Source organism: Austwickia chelonae NBRC 105200, from assembly GCF_000298175.1.
GTDB lineage: Bacteria > Actinomycetota > Actinomycetes > Actinomycetales > Dermatophilaceae > Austwickia > Austwickia chelonae.
In genome coordinates this window covers 64,582-81,517 of record NZ_BAGZ01000003.1, presented here as the reverse complement: position 1 = coordinate 81,517, position 16,936 = coordinate 64,582, and the positions used below count along the sequence as shown (strand labels likewise).

14 protein-coding genes are annotated in these 16,936 nt (G+C 68.3%); 11 read left to right on the top strand and 3 right to left on the bottom strand.

What is annotated here, in order from left to right; genetic code table 11:
• The first annotated feature begins 36 nt into the window (after positions 1–36).
• A complete protein-coding gene (locus AUCHE_RS02110; RefSeq protein WP_006501609.1) occupies positions 37–1,374 on the top strand; it encodes a Mur ligase family protein in 1,338 nt (445 codons plus the stop codon).
• On the top strand, positions 1,371–2,165 hold the full coding sequence (locus tag AUCHE_RS02105) for a type 1 glutamine amidotransferase (RefSeq protein WP_006501608.1): 795 nt from the start codon (positions 1,371–1,373) through the stop codon (positions 2,163–2,165). The genes AUCHE_RS02110 and AUCHE_RS02105 overlap by 4 nt, the downstream gene beginning before the upstream one ends.
• A 92-nt stretch (positions 2,166–2,257) precedes the next feature.
• Here the strand turns inward: AUCHE_RS02105 and AUCHE_RS02100 are convergent, their stop codons facing one another.
• Entirely contained in the window at positions 2,258–3,400 is a 1,143-nt protein-coding gene (locus AUCHE_RS02100; protein ID WP_006501607.1) for a lysylphosphatidylglycerol synthase transmembrane domain-containing protein, read from the bottom strand.
• A 77-nt stretch (positions 3,401–3,477) separates the two neighbouring features.
• On the bottom strand, positions 3,478–4,359 hold the full coding sequence (locus AUCHE_RS02095; protein ID WP_006501606.1) for a PIG-L deacetylase family protein: 882 nt from the start codon (positions 4,357–4,359) through the stop codon (positions 3,478–3,480).
• A gap of 184 nt (positions 4,360–4,543) precedes the next feature.
• On the opposite strand from AUCHE_RS02095, the gene AUCHE_RS02090 reads away from it, so the two are divergent.
• On the top strand, positions 4,544–5,707 hold the full coding sequence (locus AUCHE_RS02090; RefSeq protein WP_040321183.1) for a glycosyltransferase family 4 protein: 1,164 nt from the start codon (positions 4,544–4,546) through the stop codon (positions 5,705–5,707).
• A 5-nt stretch (positions 5,708–5,712) separates the two neighbouring features.
• The gene (locus tag AUCHE_RS02085) at positions 5,713–6,462 is read left to right on the top strand and encodes an NUDIX domain-containing protein (RefSeq protein WP_052024769.1); all 750 of its coding nucleotides are present in this window, start codon (positions 5,713–5,715) and stop codon (positions 6,460–6,462) included.
• A gap of 51 nt (positions 6,463–6,513) precedes the next feature.
• Here AUCHE_RS02085 and AUCHE_RS02080 read toward each other — a convergent pair whose 3' ends face one another.
• Positions 6,514–7,287: a DeoR/GlpR family DNA-binding transcription regulator gene (locus tag AUCHE_RS02080; RefSeq protein WP_006501603.1), complete on the bottom strand. Its 774-nt coding sequence runs from the start codon at positions 7,285–7,287 to the stop codon at positions 6,514–6,516.
• Positions 7,288–7,530: 243 nt separating this feature from the next.
• On the opposite strand from AUCHE_RS02080, the gene AUCHE_RS02075 reads away from it, so the two are divergent.
• From AUCHE_RS02075 to pcrA, 7 genes are all read left to right on the top strand, one after another.
• The gene (locus AUCHE_RS02075; protein ID WP_006501602.1) at positions 7,531–8,574 is read left to right on the top strand and encodes an autoinducer 2 ABC transporter substrate-binding protein; all 1,044 of its coding nucleotides are present in this window, start codon (positions 7,531–7,533) and stop codon (positions 8,572–8,574) included.
• Positions 8,575–8,739: 165 nt separating this feature from the next.
• Positions 8,740–10,242, top strand: coding sequence for a sugar ABC transporter ATP-binding protein (locus AUCHE_RS02070; protein WP_006501601.1), 1,503 nt, complete (start codon positions 8,740–8,742; stop codon positions 10,240–10,242).
• The gene (locus AUCHE_RS02065) at positions 10,239–11,408 is read left to right on the top strand and encodes an ABC transporter permease (RefSeq protein ID WP_006501600.1); all 1,170 of its coding nucleotides are present in this window, start codon (positions 10,239–10,241) and stop codon (positions 11,406–11,408) included. The genes AUCHE_RS02070 and AUCHE_RS02065 overlap by 4 nt, the downstream gene beginning before the upstream one ends.
• A complete protein-coding gene (locus tag AUCHE_RS02060; RefSeq protein ID WP_006501599.1) occupies positions 11,401–12,423 on the top strand; it encodes an ABC transporter permease in 1,023 nt (340 codons plus the stop codon). The genes AUCHE_RS02065 and AUCHE_RS02060 overlap by 8 nt, the downstream gene beginning before the upstream one ends.
• Positions 12,420–13,895, top strand: coding sequence for an FGGY-family carbohydrate kinase (locus AUCHE_RS02055; protein WP_006501598.1), 1,476 nt, complete (start codon positions 12,420–12,422; stop codon positions 13,893–13,895). The genes AUCHE_RS02060 and AUCHE_RS02055 overlap by 4 nt, the downstream gene beginning before the upstream one ends.
• Before the next feature lie 95 nt (positions 13,896–13,990).
• Positions 13,991–14,341 carry a hypothetical protein gene (locus AUCHE_RS02050; RefSeq protein WP_006501597.1) on the top strand — a complete coding sequence of 117 codons (351 nt, stop codon included), beginning with the start codon at positions 13,991–13,993 and terminating at the stop codon, positions 14,339–14,341.
• A gap of 106 nt (positions 14,342–14,447) precedes the next feature.
• Complete coding sequence (gene pcrA / locus AUCHE_RS02045; protein ID WP_006501596.1) at positions 14,448–16,886, top strand: DNA helicase PcrA; 2,439 nt, start codon at positions 14,448–14,450, stop codon at positions 16,884–16,886.
• Positions 16,887–16,936: the final 50 nt, after the last annotated feature.

Below are 16,936 nucleotides of genomic sequence, written 5' to 3'. Positions count from 1 at the left end.
AGCGGTGCTCGCTAGGGTGTGAGCGTGTTGAGGACCATGACCGCCGTCGCTGCCGGCAAGGCCGCCATGCTCGCCGCTCGCGTGCGTGGAGGAGGATCAGCTCTTCCCGGCCTGATCGTCGAGCGAATCGATCCGTCGTTCCTGGCTACCTCCTTGTCCCGAGTCAGGGGCGGGATCGTGGTCGTCAGCGGGACGAACGGCAAGACAACAACGACCAAGATGCTCGCCGAAGTGCTGCGGGCACACGACAAAGAGGTTTTCAGTAACCCGACGGGAAGCAACTTCACCCGCGGTGTGATCTCCTCGCTGCTCGGCAAGGTAGGAGTCGACGGCCGGATCCAGGCCGACTTCGCCGTGGTCGAGCTCGACGAAGCCCACTCGATCCCCTTCGCCCAGGCCGTCGCGCCGACCCATGCCCTGCTGCTCAACGTGGCCCGTGACCAGCTCGACCGGTTCGCCGAGATCGACCACACCGCGGAGCTCCTGGCCCGGCTGGCCAGCTACACCACCACCGGGTTCGTCCTGAATCGGGACGACTCCTTCATCTCCCGCATCGCCGGACGACTCGAGGAAGCACCACGCTCCCAACGGCCCGTCCCGCCCCGGATCGGATACTTCGGCGTCCACCCGGACATCGCCGACCGGCTGCCGGAACTGCTCGAAGCCGACCTGCGCTCGGACGAGGAGACGAACCTGCCCGACCTCGGCGCCGGAGACGGACTGCTCCGCCCGATCGACGAGAACTCCTTCGAGATCCTCTTCGGGGACGGCACCGCGGTCGGACCCCTCAAACTGCGCCAGCGAGGACTGGCCGCCATGATCAACGCCACCGCGGCGACGACGATGGCCCGGCAACTCCTCGGCACCGAATTCGACGTCGCCGCCGCCGAACGTGCCCTGCGCAACGTGGCACCGCCCTTCGGGCGCGGTGAGGTCGTCGACGTCGACGGCCAACCCCTCGAACTCGTCCTGGTGAAGAACCCGGCCGGCTTCACCGTCGCCCTGGGCACCTACGGTTCCTCCCCGGTCGCCACCATGATCGCCATCAACGACGACTACGCCGACGGACGGGACGTCAGCTGGCTCTACGACGTCTCCTTCGACTCCCTGGCCGAACGGGGCGTCGCCATCACCAGCGGCGTCCGCGCCTACGACATGGCTGTCCGTCTGCACTACGACGACATCACCACGTACGCCCAGGAGACCGACCTGGAAAAGGCCCTGGAACAGTTCCTGGAGACCTACCCGAACGAACCCAAACGGATCTTCTGCACCTACACGGCGATGATGGCGCTGCGGCGGATGCTCGCCGCCCGCTACGGCCTGGCCGCCATCGGCGAGGACACCCCCGGGAAGAGCGAGAGGCTGTCATGAGCACGCAGGATGTCGTCGTCACCCACCCGGAGGGGGAGAGCAAGGGCACCGTGGTGCTCGTGCACATCTACCCCAAGGAGATGAGCATCTACGGCGACCTGGGCAACACCCGGGTCCTGCAACGCCGGCTCAACTGGCACGGATACAGCTGCCGGCTCCACCGCCACCACCCCGGACAGGACTTCCCCGAGGACGCCCACATCGTGCTGGGCGGCGGAGGCCAGGACTCCGGACAGGCCCGGGTGGAATCCGACCTCGACCGCAACGGGGACGTCCTGAAGGCCCTGGCCGACGACGGCTGCCCCATGCTGATGATCTGCGGGATGTACCAGCTGTTCGGCAACGCCTTCGTGACCCTCGAAGGACGCCGCCTGCCCGGCCTGGGCATCCTCGACGTCACCACCACCGGGAACACCACCCGCATGATCAGCCCCGTCGTCCTGGAAACCGACTACGGCAAGATCGTCGGCTACGAGAACCACTCCGGGGCGACCGTCCTCGGACCGGGTCAGCAAGCCTTCGGACGGGTCCTCCACGGCTACGGCAACAACCCCGAGGACGGCACGGAAGGCGCGCGCACCAAACGAGTCTTCGGCACCTACCTGCACGGACCGATCCTCCCCGCGAACCCGGTCTTCGCCGACGCGCTCATCGCCGCCGCCGTCGAACGCGGACTCGGTCGCCCCTTCGACTCGGAGGACATCGACGACACCCTGGCCGTCCAGGCCCGGGAACGTCAGATCACCAGGCTGCTTTCCGGTAAGGAGAAGCGCGACCGCAAAGGGGCCTGACCGGGCACGGACAGCCACCGTCCGGTAGATCCCCCGCCTGTCGTGGGCCGCCCCGTCCATCCCGACGGGGCGGCCCACGACGGCATATCGGCTCAGTGGAAGGCCGGCAGACGACCGGGCGGCAGATCGTCCGGATCGTCCTGCTGGCCGACGTGGTAGTGACGCCTGGTCGCCGTCCACGCACCCGCGGACAACAGACCCAACGGGATCTCCAGGATGTGGCTGTAGATCGCGAAGAGCACCACCGCCGCCGCAGCAGCTGCATGGTCGGCCCCGAAGGCGATCATCAGACCCGCCGCGAGCTCGGTCACCCCGATACCCCCGGGAGTGACCGGGACCATCGTGAGCATCCGGGAGAGCGCATAACAGGCGAAAGCCTGCGACCAGGGCAGGTCGATCCCGAAAGCCGTCATGCACTCGCGGAAGAGGAAGAAGTAGATCCCGAGGAAGCCGGCGATGCCGAAGGTCAGCCGGAGCCACCCCGGCCGGATCACGTCGATCACCCTGGAACGCATGTCGACGGCCAGGGCCTCCACATCCTGGTGATATTCCTTCCGGAACAACCGCAGCGCCGGCTTCACCACCCGGTCCAGCGCACGTCCGATCCGGTGAGCGCCCTTGTCGGAGGCGATGATCCCGACGGCCAGGGAGATCATGACCGCGGCCACCGCGACCGCGCCCCACCCCCCGACCACGATCAGATGCGGCAGGTCGGTCGCGCCGTCGGCCAGCAACCACAGGATGGCGACCATCGGCAGCATCGCTCTGACCAGCAGGTTCCAGATGGTCGTGATGATCAGCGATGTGCCGATATTGCGGTGGCTGAATCCCCAGGAACGGAAGATCGCGTACTGGGCTGCGACACCCATGGCACCTCCGCCGGGCATCGCATTGGAGACCCCCGAACCGCACAGGTTCACGATGAGTGCAGGCGTGTGCCGCAGCCCCGGCAATGACGCGGACAAGGTGAAGGTGTAGGAGTACAGCCCACCCATCATCAACATGAACAGGAAGAAGGCCTTCGCCCAGCCGAGCCGCTGGAGCTCGGCGACGATCTGGGCCCACGAGGTGTGGGTGATCCAGGGCAGCACCCACCCCAGCAGGAAGGTCGCCGCGCCGATCCCGACGACGACCTGCACCAGTCGGGTGATCCGGTCCGAGGTCTTCGACCTCCCCGGCCCGGACGAGGGGACGGCTCCGGGGCCGGTGTCTTTCGCCGGTTCAGCGTGCTCCACAGGACCCCCCGATCAGGACGGTGTATCGGCGTCGGCCGTGAACGGGCGAAGTCGCCGAAGCGGTGACGGGCAACGGGTCACAGACCCACGAAGACATCCTTCTCGAGAGTACCCGCAGATGTCCGGAAGGTCGGATATCTCGTGGTGCGTCGTCGACGAACAGACTCCCCGGGCGCCAGACCGGACGCATCGGCGAACCACTCCCGACCGAAGGCCAGGGTATAGAGCGGGCCCGGCAGCCGGAGGAAAGCCGCCAAGGTGCGATCCGCCCCGTCGTCCGCCGCCGCCTGCGAGGCATGCGCAGCCATCGACGCCCGCTTGGCCGCGATATGCCGACGGACGTCGACCCGGAAGGTGATCTCCTCCCGCGGTGAATAGGAACGACGGAAGACCGTCGGGTCGAAGTCCGACGGAAAGCGGTACACCTTCCCCACGAGCTCCACCGACCGGGCGATCACCTCACGGGGGACCGTGGCCTCCAACAGTCGAGGCGTCCCGGCGAGCAGCGCGGCCCGACGTGCCACCTCGTGCACCCGCACATGATCCCGGTGACCGTACCCGCCGTTGGCGTCATAACCGAGCAGCACCTTCGCCTGCTCGGCCCGCAGGATCTCGACGAGCCGGTCGGTCACCTCCTGCGGGTCGGCCCGTAGGAAACGTTCCCGCCCCGGCGGATCCGGCGGGATCTCACCGGTCATCCCGGAATCGGCATAACCCAGATGGACGACCTCGGCCACTCCCAGGGCAGCCGCGCTGGCCCTCAACTCGTCCAGTCGACGCTCACCGAGCGTACGTCCGTCGCCACCCCGGTAGCCCTGCGAGGTGAGCCCCTGATCGCCGTCGGTGGCCACGACGAGCACCACCCGGTGCCCTCGCGAGGCCGCCTCGGCGAGTGTGCCCGCCTCGAGGAGGGCCTCGTCGTCGGGGTGTGCATTGAAGGCGACCAGAGTGTGACTCATGGTGACGATGATGGCGGACGGCGGGCAGGCCGGACATCTCCGGTGCCCTCGGGGTGTCCGCAGGTCCGGTTCTCCGGTCGGTTCACCTGCCGGTCACCCGATGTGCGGGACATAGTGGCTTTTTGGTTGATTTTGCGAGCGCTGGCTCCTGTTCGGCCGGGTGAATGTGTGATCCTTGGGCATTGTGAAGATCGCCCTCTTGTCCGACTGCTACCTGCCGCGTCTGGGTGGGATCGAGGTCCAGGTCCGTGATCTCGCATACCACCTGTTGGCGGCGGGGCACGAGGTGGAAGTGTTCACCGCTACCCTCGGCGACCACGACGAGCGCGGGGGCGTGGTCGAGGTCGTGGACGGTCTGCCGATCCACCGGATGGGCATCGAGCTGCCCGGGCGGCTGCCGATGAACCCTCTGGCCGCGCCGGAGACGAAGCGTCGGCTCGCTGCGGGGTCCTTCGACGTCGCCCACGTACACATGGGTATCACCAGCCCGTTCACCGTGGACTGCACCCGGGTGGCCCTGCAACTGGGGTTGCCGGTCTCCATGACCTGGCATTGCATGCTCGGGCCGGCCGAGCCGCTCTTCCACATCAGCCAGATCGCCCGGATGTGGGCACGCTGCGGGGTCGCGATGAATGCCGTCTCCCGGGTGGCCGCCGGGCCGGTGCAGCGGGCGTTGGGCCCGTGGGGCACCTGCCATGTCCTGCCCAATGGCATCGACGCCTCGACCTGGTGGCGGGAGCCCTCGGACCAGGCTGCCCTGCATCCGCCGTCCCGGGAGGGTGAACTCCAGGTGGTCTCGGCGATGCGTCTGGCCAACCGGAAACGTCCGTTGCCCTTCCTGCAGGTGATGCGGCGGGTGCGGGAGATGATCCCCGAGGTCCCCTTCCGGGTGACCATCCTGGGCGAGGGACGCCAAGGGCCTCTGGTGCGGGCCTATGTGAAGCGTTTCGGCATGACCGACTGGGTTGATCTGCCCGGCCGGGTCAGCCGGCCGGAACTGTTGAACCTCTACCGCAACAGCCATATCTACGCCTCGCCGGCGAAGCTGGAGTCCTTCGGTATCGCCGCGCTGGAGGCGCGTTGCGTGGGCCTCCCGGTGGTGGGCCGGGCCACCAGCGGGTGCGTGGAGTTCATCGAGGACGGGGTGAACGGCTGCCTGGCCGTGGACGACGACGGCATGGCCGAGGGAATGGCCCGGCTGCTCTCGGACCACGACCTGCGGGAGAGCATGTGGCATCACAACATGACCTGTCCCCCCGAGCACGACTGGCCGAGGGTCGTCGAGCTGACCATCGAGGAATATCGCCGGGCTGCCACCTTGCGTGGGTTGTCCCTGGCCGGTCGGTGAATCCGGTGTCGGGTCCGTCGACGGCCGCCGCGGGGATCGTGGTGCGGGCCCGGTGCGGCCCGGAGGAGGTCGTCCTCGCCCGTCTGCGGCACGGCCAGGATCCGGAGGATCTGCTGATCCGTCTGGGGTGGCGGGTGGAGCGTCCGCTGCGGGCGATCCGGCTCGGGGCGGACGTGCTGGTGGAGTTCTCCGTGCGGGCGGCCGCGTCGTGTTCCCCGCCGACTCCGTGGCGTGAGCTGGGCCCGGCCGCGGGGGCGACAGATGTCGAGAAAGTGGATGTCGTACGCCGGCAGCGGGTTTCGGCGGCCGTGCTGGTGGTTGCCGACCTTCTGCAGGGCATCGGCCCCGGGGGGAGGTCGGTGCTCGCCGCCCGCTACTCGGGGACGGTGGTGCGCTGGGAAGGCTCGTGGGGCCTGCCCGGCGGAGGACTCGACCCGGGGGAGGAACCTGCCGAGGCCGCGGCCCGGGAAGCCTTCGAGGAGACCGGGCAAGATGTCCAGGTGGGTGAGCTGGCCTTCGTGCAGAGCGCCCACTGGGTGGGCCGTTCGCCGACGGGCGTCCTGGAGGACTTCCACGCCGTACGACTGGTGTACCGGGGTAGCTGCCTCCGGCCGGTCCGTCCCGTGGTGCATGACCTCGGCGGCACGACGGCAGAGGCGGCCTGGGTGGAGCTCTCCCGGGCCGGGCAGCTCGACTGGGCTCCGGGGCCGCGGGAACAGTTGACCGTCCTGGGCGTGCTGCCGGCGCAGACCTGAGCGGTTCCGGGGCCGGCCGTCGGGAGACGCCGGCTCTTCCGCCGTGCCGGATCAGCGTGGATCGTCCTCGGCGGTGAGCATCCGTAATCCGGCGGGGAACGGACGAGGATCCTGCGGGGGGCGGTCCGTCACGACGAGATCGGCCTCGGCGAGCGGGGCGATGAAGCCTGCGTGGCGGGCGCCGAAGGCCGAACCGGTGGCGAGGACACATCGTTGTCGGCCCGCCCGGAGCATCCCGCGTTGGGCCGAGACCCGCCCGGGGACGGTGGTCGTGTACCCGGAGTCGGGGTGGATGCCGTCGACCTCGACCAGGGCCCAGTCGGTGGGGTGATCGGCGAAGAAGTCGGCGGTGGCCGGGCCGGAGGTCACGAGCGGTCCGTTTCCCTCGCGGAGCTCACCTCCCGCGATATGGACCCGGAAGGTCGCCTGCCGGGCCAGGATGTCCGCAGTACGCAGGTCGTTGGTGACGACGGTGAGCTCCTCGAGGTCCAGGAGCAGGGGGAGGAGCGCTTCGCTGACGGGGCCGCCGCTCAGGGCGAGGCACTGGCCCGGGGTGAGGAGCCCGCGGACGGTACGGGCGACGGAGGCGTGTCGTCGTTGTTCCCGGGCCGGGTCGGTGCTCTCGGCGCGGCGCGGGTCGGCCTCGGGTCTGATCCGTACGCCGCCGTGGAGCCGTTCGACGAGATCCGCCCGGGCGAGGGCCTGCAGGTCGCGGCGAATGGTGGAGGTGTCCACCTCGAGGTGGCCGGCGAGGACCTTGACCTCCATGTACTCGCCGGAGCGCAGCCGTCCCAGGATCATCCGTTGCCGGTCGTTGAGTCTCATCCCGGTCCTCCCCGTCCGGTGGTTTCGTCCTGCGTCCACGGTACGCACGACGGGCCGAGCTGCCTGGTTAGGGGACCTGGGCCGGGGCGTGTCGGCGAGGTGTCCGGACGGAGCAAGGAAGCGCGTCAAGGGACTTGACAGCCCCCCGCCCGTGCGAGACCTTTTAACCGCGGTGCACGTTTTCGTGCATCTTGTGCCTTGGACCGTGTGGTCGCAGTGCGCCGTTCTCGAGGGGGAGGAAACATGCGCCTTTCACCTGTCGTGGCTGCCGCGCTGCTCCTGTGTCTCCCGCTGTCCGCCTGCGGGTCGATCGACGCCGACCGCGCCGGACGGCCCGGGGGAGGCCGCGCGCCCGCCGCCGAGGGCGTCGACCAAGGCGCCTATGTCAACGTGGTGAAACTCACCGGCATCGCCTGGTTCGACCGGATGAAGATCGGCGTCGAGGACTTCGGCACGACATCGGGGCGCAAGGTCACCCAGGCCGGTCCGGCGACCGACAGCCCCGAGCAGCAGGCCTCCCTCATCCAAGGCCTGATCGCCCAACGCCCGGCCGGGATGGGCATCATCCCCTCCGACCCCCAGGCCGTCGACGCCGTGGTGAAACAGGCCCGCGGTGCGGGCATCCGCGTCGTCACCCACGAAGCACCCCAACTGACCAGCCCGGACGCCGACGTCGAAGCCTTCGACAACGCCGACTACGGCCGGAAGATCCTCACCGGCCTGGCCGCCTGCATGAAGGGCGAAGGTCAGTATGTCCAGTTCGTCGGCAAACTCACCGCGACCTCGCACATGGCCTGGGCCAAGGCCGTCGCCGACGAACAACGATCCGCCTTCCCCGCGATGGAACGCCTCGGCGAACCCGTGGAGAGCATGGACAGCGCAGAGGTCGCCTACGTCAAAGCCAAACATCTCCTGCAGACCCACCCCCGACTCAAAGGATTCTCCGGTGCCTCCAGCCAGGATGTCGTCGGGATCGCCCGGGCCGTCTCGGAGGCCGGACTCAACCACGAGACCTGCGTCCACGGCACCGGGGTCCCCTCGGAGACCAAGCATTTCCTGGCCGACGGCGCCATCGACGCGATCTACTTCTGGGACCCTGCCAGAGCCGGGAAAGCCGTGATGAAAGCCACCCAGCTGCTCGCCGAAGGAAAGAAACTCTCGGACGGGGAGGACCTCGGCGTAGAGGGATACCGCCGACTGCGGCAGTCGAAGGACAACCCGCTGGTCTTTCTCGGAGACGCCGCGCTCTCGGCGACCAAGGACGACGTCATGAAGTACGACTTCTGACGTCCCTGCGGGGTGGACGCCCTACACGCCCGCCCCGTACGGCCGCGCCCGGGACCACCCTTCCCCTCCCTCGCCGAAGGCCCGGGTGCGGCCGATCATCCGTTCCCCACGATCCTCCCCGGCGGCCAGCGCCGAAGCGGAGGAGTCGACCGGCAGGAGACCACAGTGAGCACCGAGGCCACGACCCCCGCCCCGATCGTGCGGGCCGTGAACGTGTCGAAACGTTTCGGCGGGGTGGTGGCACTGCGGGGGGTCTCGGTCGACTTCCACCCCGGCGAGGTCCACTGTCTCGCCGGCGAGAACGGCTGCGGGAAGTCCACCCTGATCAAAGTGATCAGCGGCGTGCACCGTCCGGTCACCGGGCACGTCGAGATCGACGGCCAGGAATACGCACGACTCGGGACGGCCCAGGCCCACAGCCTGGGGATCGAAGTGATCTATCAGGACTTCTCTCTGCTGCCCAACCTGAGCGCCGCCGAGAACATCGCCCTGCCGGGCTTCGTCGCCGAACGGCGGATGTTCATGCGCCCCAAGAAGAGCCGACTCATCGCCGAGGCCGCACTGGACCAGATCGGAGTGGACCTCCCCCTGGACGTCCCGGTCGAACAGCTCACCGTCGCCGAACGACAGCTGTGCGCGGTGGCCAGGGCGATGGCCCACGACGCCCGCTTCATCGCCATGGACGAACCGACCACCGCACTGACCTGGAAAGAGGTCGACGCCCTCTTCGACGCCGTCCACCTGCTGAAGGAACGCGGCGTCTCCATGGTCTTCGTCAGCCACAAGATGCAAGAGGTCTTCTCCATCGCGGACCGGGTCACCGTCATGCGCTCGGGCCGGGTCGTCACCTCAGGACTGCCCGAGGACTTCAGCCACGCCAGCCTGACCGAACGGATGACCGGACGCTCCTCCGATGAGATGCCCGCGCCGCCCCCGCCACAGCAGGGCGACAAACCGGCCCTGTCGGTCCGCGGCATGACCCACGAGCCGCTCTACGCCGATGTCAACCTCACCGTGGGGCGCGGCGAGATCGTCGGGGTGGCCGGCCTGCTCGGCTCGGGACGCACCGAGATCGTGGAAGGGATCAGCGGGATCAGACCCGCACCCCGCGGAATCATCGAGGTCGCCGGACGACGCATCCGACCCCGCTCCCTCAACGACGCCATCGACGCCGGTATCGCCTATGTCCCCGAGGACCGACTCACTCAGGGGCTCTTCCTCGACCAGTCCGTCGGCGACAACCTGATCGCCACCCGGGTCGGACGACGCGGAGGGCAGAGCCACTCCCGGAACGCTCTCCGCGCCGCCCAGGAGCAGGCCGTCGATTCGCTGAAGATCACCACCGACTCCCTGACCGGCCCGGTGCGGGCCCTCTCCGGCGGCAACGCCCAACGGGTGCTGCTCGCCAAATGGTTGATGGGCGAGCCGCAGGTACTCATCCTCAACGGTCCGACGGTCGGCGTGGACGTCGGCAGCAAGTTCGACATCGTCGAGGCCCTCCACGAACAGAGCCGCCGAGGAGTGGGCATCCTGCTCCTGTCCGACGACATCCCCGAACTGGTCACCACCTGCCACCGTGTGCTGGTCGTCCGCAGCGGACGGATCGTGGCCGAACTGACCGGTGACGAACTGACCGACGACGCGTTGGTGGAGGAGATCTCGGCATGACGTCCACGACGACGAAAACAGCCCGACCGGCGAGGCGCGCCACCAGGCCACCACGCCTCCCCGCGCTCCGCAGGTTCCTCGCCGCCCAGGAGAACCTGGTCCTGGGGCTGATCCTGATGATCCTGGCGGTCGTCGTGATTCAGGTGCCCGGCTACTGGCACGTGGAGACCCTGTTCACCGTCCTGCGCGCCTCCATGGTGGACATGGTCTTCGCCCTGGGCGTGCTGCTGGTGCTGGTCGCCGGAGGCATCGACGTCTCCTTCCTCGCCGTCGGGGCCTTCTCCGCCTATGTCGCCTGCAAGATCGCCCTGGACGGCTCGGAGACCAGCCCCGCCTGGACGATCTTCCTGATCGCGGTGGCGATCGGCGCCGTGATGGGGGTGATCAACGCCCTGGTGGTCATCGCCATGCAGGTCTCCACGCTGATCGCCACCCTGGCCACCTCGGCCGTCTACCTCGGGGTGCTCTTCGCCGTGGTGGGGGCCAATGTCATCACCGTCGTCCCCGAATCCCTCCGGGAGGTGGCCAAGACCCAGCTGTGGGAGGCCCCCGGCGCGGTACGTGGTGTCACCCGCCTCAACATCCTGATCCTGCTCGTCGCCCTGTGCTGTGTGGCGGTCGCTTTCTTCCTGCACGGCACGGTGGCCGGCCGGTCCGTCTTCGCGATCGGTGGGGACGCCGAGTCCGCGGCCCGCGCCGGTATCCGGGTGGACGCGTTGCGGATCCTGGTCTTCGCCCTCGCGGGGGCGCTCGCCGGGACGGCGGGGATCATCCAGGTCACTCTGGCCGGACGGGCCGATCCGACCACTTTCATGGGTCGGGAACTCGATGTGATCGCGGCTGTGGTGATCGGGGGCGCGGCGGTCACGGGGGGTCGGGGCACGGTGCGGGGGGTCTGTCTCGGTGTCGTCCTGGTCTCCTTGATCTCCACCTCCCTGGTTCCGCTGGGGGTGCCGAGCATCTGGCAGAAGGCGGTGGTGGGTGTCCTGCTCCTGGTGGGTGTCCTGTTGCAGAGTCTGTCGTCCCGGGTGCGGACGGAACGTCCCATCCTGGACGGTGACGCCCCGCCACCTCGGGTGCGGGGCACAGATCAGGAGGGTGCCCGGTCGCCGTCCGGGGAGGCTTTGTCCGCAGGCGCGGGGCGGGGGGTGTCCGCAGATGTCTGACCAGGGTGTGCAGTCCCGCTTGCGGGGGTTGATGCGGGCCGGCGGCGACCGGGCCGGTCTGCGTAGGATGCTCGTCGTGGCGGCCACGATCTTCGTGGTCTTCTCCGTGGCCGCTCCGCAGGCTTTCCTGTCGATCGACAATTTTCAGTACGTCGCCTTGTCCTCCCCGGAGATCGTCCTCATCTCCTTGGCGATGTCCTTGGCGATGTTGACCGCGGGGATCGATCTGTCGGTGGTGGCGGTGGCGAACCTGAGCGCCATCGCTGCGGCTCAGGTCATGGGGAGTTGGTCGTCCTCGCCGTGGGGGACGGCCGCGGGGGTCGCCGCTGCGCTCGGGGTGGCCCTGGCCTGTGGTCTGGCGAACGCCTGGTTGATCGCGAGATGTGGGATCCCGCCGATCCTGGCGACCCTGGGCAGTTCTCAGCTGTTCGCGGGTCTGTCGTTGGTGTGGTCCGGGGGTGCGGTGGTCAAGGGGTTTCCGCCGGAGTTCACCCGGTTCGCGCTGACGACCTTCGCCGGGATTCCGTCGCTGTTCTGGACGATGGCCGGGGTGGCCGTCCTGGTGGCCTGGCTGGTCGGTGGTACCAGGTTGGGTTTCCGGATGAGGATGGTCGGGGACAATCCGCAGGCGGCGGATTTCTCCGGGATCGATCGGGCCCGGGTGCTGGTCTGGACCTATGTGCTCAGTGCGGGTCTGGCCGGTGTCGCGGGGCTGGTCATCTCGTCGCGGGCGTCGGGGGCCAATTCCCAGTACGGGGCGTCGTACGTCCTGTTGGCCATCGTGGTGGCCGTCCTGGCCGGGGTGGACCCCGACGGCGGGCGGATCACTGTGGTCGGGGTGGTGATCGCGGTGGTCACGATCCAGATGCTCGGGTCCGGTTTGCTTGCTCTGCAAGGTAGTTCGCATGTGGTGAATATCGCGCAGGGCCTTTTGCTGATCGGGATGGTGCTCTTCAACACCTGGGGTCCACGTGCCGTCGATCATCTTCGTTCCAGGAAGGTTCCCCTCTCATGAAACCGGTCGTTCTCGGCATCGACATCGGGACAGGAAGTACCAAGGGCGTCCTGGTCACCGCGGACGGGACGGTCGTGGCGACCGCTCGTCGTACGCACCGGATCTCCCTGCCGCATCCAGGCCACGTGGAGATGGACGCCGAGCGGCAGTGGTGGGGGGACGTGACCTATATCTGCCGTGAACTGGCCTCGCCGGAGCACGAGGTGGTGGCGATCTGCGTGTCGGGGCTCGGTCCTGCCGTGGTGGCGGTGGACCAGGACTGGCAGGCATTGCACCCGGCGGTGCTCTACGGCATCGACACCCGGGCCCATGAGCAGATCGCGGGGATGACCGCCGAGCTGGGCGAGCAGGAGATCCTGCGACGCTGCGGCAAGAGTCTGTCCTCCCAGGCGGTGGGGCCGAAGTTGCGTTGGCTGCGGGAACATCGGGACGTCCCGGCGGCGGCACGCTGGTGCTCTTCGCACACCTTCGTCGCCGGCCGGTTGACCGGACGATGGTTCCTCGACCACCACACGGCCTCCCAGTGCGACCCCCTCTACGACGTGACGGCACAGGAATGGGCGCAGGACTGGTCGGAGAAGGTCCTGCCCGGGGTGCGTCTGCCCGATCTGGTGTGGCCTGCTGAGGTGGTGGGGCGGTTGACCCCTCAGGCGGCGGCGGCGACGGGGCTTCCGGCGGGGGTCCCGGTGGTGGCGGGCACGGTGGACGCCTGGGCGGAGGCGCACAGCGTCGGCGTGCACCGGCCCGGCGACCTGATGATGATGTACGGCTCGACGATGTTCCTGGTGCAGGTCCTGCCTGCACCGACGGTGGATGCAGCATTGTGGACGACCAGCGGGGTGACCCCGGAGTCGCACACCTTGGCGGCCGGGATGTCCACGTCGGGAACCTTGCTGGAGTGGGTGTCCGATCTGGTGTCGGAGGAGTTCGCCGCGTTGTTGGCCGAGGCCGAGGACGTCCCGGCGGGTTCCGACGGCCTGGTGATGCTCCCGTATCTGGCGGGGGAGCGTTCACCCTTGTACGACTCCGATGCCCGTGGCGTCCTGGCCGGCTTGCGGTTGACCCACACCCGGGGCCATCTGTTCCGAGCCGCCCATGAGGGGATCGCGTACGGGGTGCGTCAGATCCTGGAGGTCATGGAGCGTTCTGCCGGTGCGCCGGATCGGGTGGTCGCGGTGGGTGGGGGCACCCGGGGCGGTCTGTGGACGCAGATCGTCAGCGATGTCTGTGGGATCGAGCAGATCGTCCCGGAGACGACGACGGGGGCGTCGTACGGGGGCGCTCTGTTGGCGGCCGAGGGGGTCGGATTGGTGCCGGCGGGAACGTCCTGGATGCGTACTGCCGGGGTGGTGCGTCCACGAAAGCAGGTGCAGCGCCGTTATCAGGAGTTGTACCGGGTGTATCGGGACCTGTATCCGAGCACGAGGGGCTCGATGCACACGCTGGCCCGGCTGCAGGAGTGCACCGACTGAGTCGGCCCGGGGCCGGACGGGGTGTATGGCCGCCGCGGACGGGAAAGGCGATTCGGAGGAGCCTGGCGGGGGACCGCGCAGCCTAGGCTGTGACTATGGTCCTTGCTTTCCAGATTCTCGGCATCGTGCACATTGCGGTCGCTGCGCTCATCGTGGGCGGTTATGTGCTTTTCCTGTCCTCGAACCAGGTGCACCCGTTGATGGTCTGGGCGGCTCGGGCGCAGCTGCTCCTGGGGCTGGCGATGGTGGGTCTGGCCGAGGGCGGCAAGGTGCTGCTTCTCAACCATGGTTGGGTGGCGGTCAAGCTGGTGGTGGCGCTGGCCGTGGTGGCCTGTTGCGAGATCGCCGCGGTGAGGCACCGCCGGGGCAGCGCGGCGCCGGTCCTGGTGCATACGGCATTGGGGTTGACCTTGGTGAACATCTTGGTGGCCTACGCCTTCCGATGATCCCGGGCGAGGTGTGCCCTCTTCTCCGGGACGTCTCCGCCTGCCCTCCCAGGGATGCAGCTCCGGTAGGTGGGGGCCGGTTCGCCGCCCTAGGATGGACGCCGCGATGAGCCTTTTCGATCTTCCAGACGAGTTGCCCCTTCCCGGTTTCGCCATGGCACCGACGGGAGGTGACGTGGGTGCCGACGGGGTGCCACGGTGGGCGCGGCCCGGTTCCTCGGAGCGGTCTGCAGACGCTCCGGCCCGGGCTGTGGAGTCGGCCACCGTCCTGGACGGTGAGTCCCTGCTGGTGGGCTTGAACGAGCAGCAGGCCGAGGCGGTGCGTCACACCGGGGGCCCGCTGTTGATCGTGGCGGGGGCCGGTTCCGGCAAGACCCGGGTGTTGACCCACCGGATCGCCTATCTGATGGCCGAGCGGGAGGTGAAGCCGTGGGAGATCCTGGCGATCACCTTCACCAACAAGGCTGCCGCGGAGATGCGGGAGCGGGTGTCCGCGCTGGTGGGCCCGTCCGCCCGGTCGATGTGGGTGAGTACCTTCCACAGTGCGTGTGTGCGTATCCTGCGCCGGGAGAGCGAACGGGTCGGTCTGCCGTCGAATTTCTCGATCTACGATTCGGCGGATTCCCAGCGGTTGATGTCCATGGTCTTGCGCGACCTGGATCTGGATCCGAAGCGTTATCCGCCGCGGAGTTTCTCCGCGCAGGTCTCGAATCTGAAGAACGAGCTGGTCGACGAGGAGACCTTCGCCTCGCGGGTCTCGGAGACGAATCCGGCCGAGCGGGTGCTCGCGGAGGCGTACTCGGGATACCAGCGGCGTCTCCGCCAGGCGCAGGCCTTGGACTTCGACGATCTGATCATGACGACGGTGAACGTCCTCCAGGCCTTCCCCGAGGTCGCCGACCATTACCGCCGTCGTTTCAGGCATGTCTTGGTCGACGAGTACCAGGACACCAACTATGCCCAGTACGTGCTGGTCAAAGAGTTGGTCGGTCCGGAAGGCCCGGAGGACGGCCGTGTGCCCGGCGAATTGTGCGTGGTGGGTGACGCGGACCAGTCGATCTATGCCTTCCGGGGGGCGACGATCCGCAATATCGTCGAGTTCGAGCAGGACTATCCGCAGGCTCGGACGATCCTGTTGGAGCAGAACTACCGGTCGACCCAGACCATCCTGCGTGCGGCGAATGCGGTGATCTCCCGGAACACCTCGCGGCGGCCGAAGAATCTGTGGACGGATTCCGGGGAGGGCGCGAAGATCGTCGGCTATGTCGCGGACTCGGAACACGACGAGGCTGCTTTCATCGCCCGCCGGATCGACGAGCTGGGCGATCGGCACGGGGTCCGTCCTGGAGATGTCGCGATCTTCTACCGGACCAATGCGATGTCGCGGGCCTTGGAGGAGGTCCTGGTGCGGGTCGGTCTGCCGTACAAGGTCGTGGGCGGCACCCGGTTCTACGAGCGTCGTGAGGTCAAGGACGCGCTGGCCTATCTGCGGGTGATCGCGAACTCTGCGGACACGGTCAATCTGCGGCGCATCCTCAATGTCCCCAAGCGTGGCATCGGGGACCGGGCGGAGGCCTGCATCGCTTCCTTGGCGGAGCGGGACGGGATCACCTTCGCCGAGGCGTTGACCCGCCCGGAGGATGCCCCGGGGTTAGCGACTCGTTCGGCGGCGGCGATCACGCGTTTCGTGGCTCTGCTGGACGAATTGCGTGCGGTGGACGAGAGCGGCGCCGGGGTGGCTGCCGTGGTCGGCGCGGTGGTCGAGCAGAGCGGTTATCTGGAGGAATTGCGTCAGTCACGTGATCCTCAGGACGAGACCCGGATCGAGAATCTTGCCGAGCTGGTCGCGGTCGCTCAGGAGTTCGACGAGGCTCGGGCGTCTGCGGAGGACCTCTCCCCGGAGACCGCCTTGGCCGACTTCCTCGAGCAGGTCGCCTTGGTGGCCGATTCGGACGACATCCCCGACGACCCGTTGGCGGAGTCGCAGGGTGTGGTCACGTTGATGACTTTGCACACGGCCAAGGGCCTGGAGTTCCCGGTGGTCTTCCTGGTCGGCATGGAGGACGGGGTCTTCCCGCATGTCCGGAGTCTGGGGGAGGCCCAGGAGCTGGAGGAGGAGCGGAGACTGGCTTATGTCGGGATCACCAGGGCCAGGGAACGGCTGCATCTGACCCGCGCTGCTACGCGTTCTGCCTGGGGTGCTCCGCAGTACAACCCGGCGTCGCGTTTCCTGGAGGAGATCCCGGCCGAGGTGATCGAGTGGGAGCGGGTCTGCCCGGTGAAGGGCGGCCGGATGGCGGGGCGGGAGGCGTCCTCGCGCCGGGAGCCGGCGGTGGCGACCCTGTCGGGTCGGTCCGTGGGTCGCGGTGGTGGGCGGGCGCCGTTGTCCTTGTCGGCAGGGGATCGGGTCACCCATGACAGTTTCGGACTGGGCAAGGTGGTCCGGGTCGAGGGCGAGGGTGACAAGACGGTCGCTCATGTCGACTTCGGTGGCGACCAGGTGAAGCGGTTGCTGCTGCGTTATGCGCCCTTGGAGAAGCTGTGAGGGTGCCTTCTCCCCTGGGGTGAGCAGGAGGAGAAGTCGGTGGGATCAGC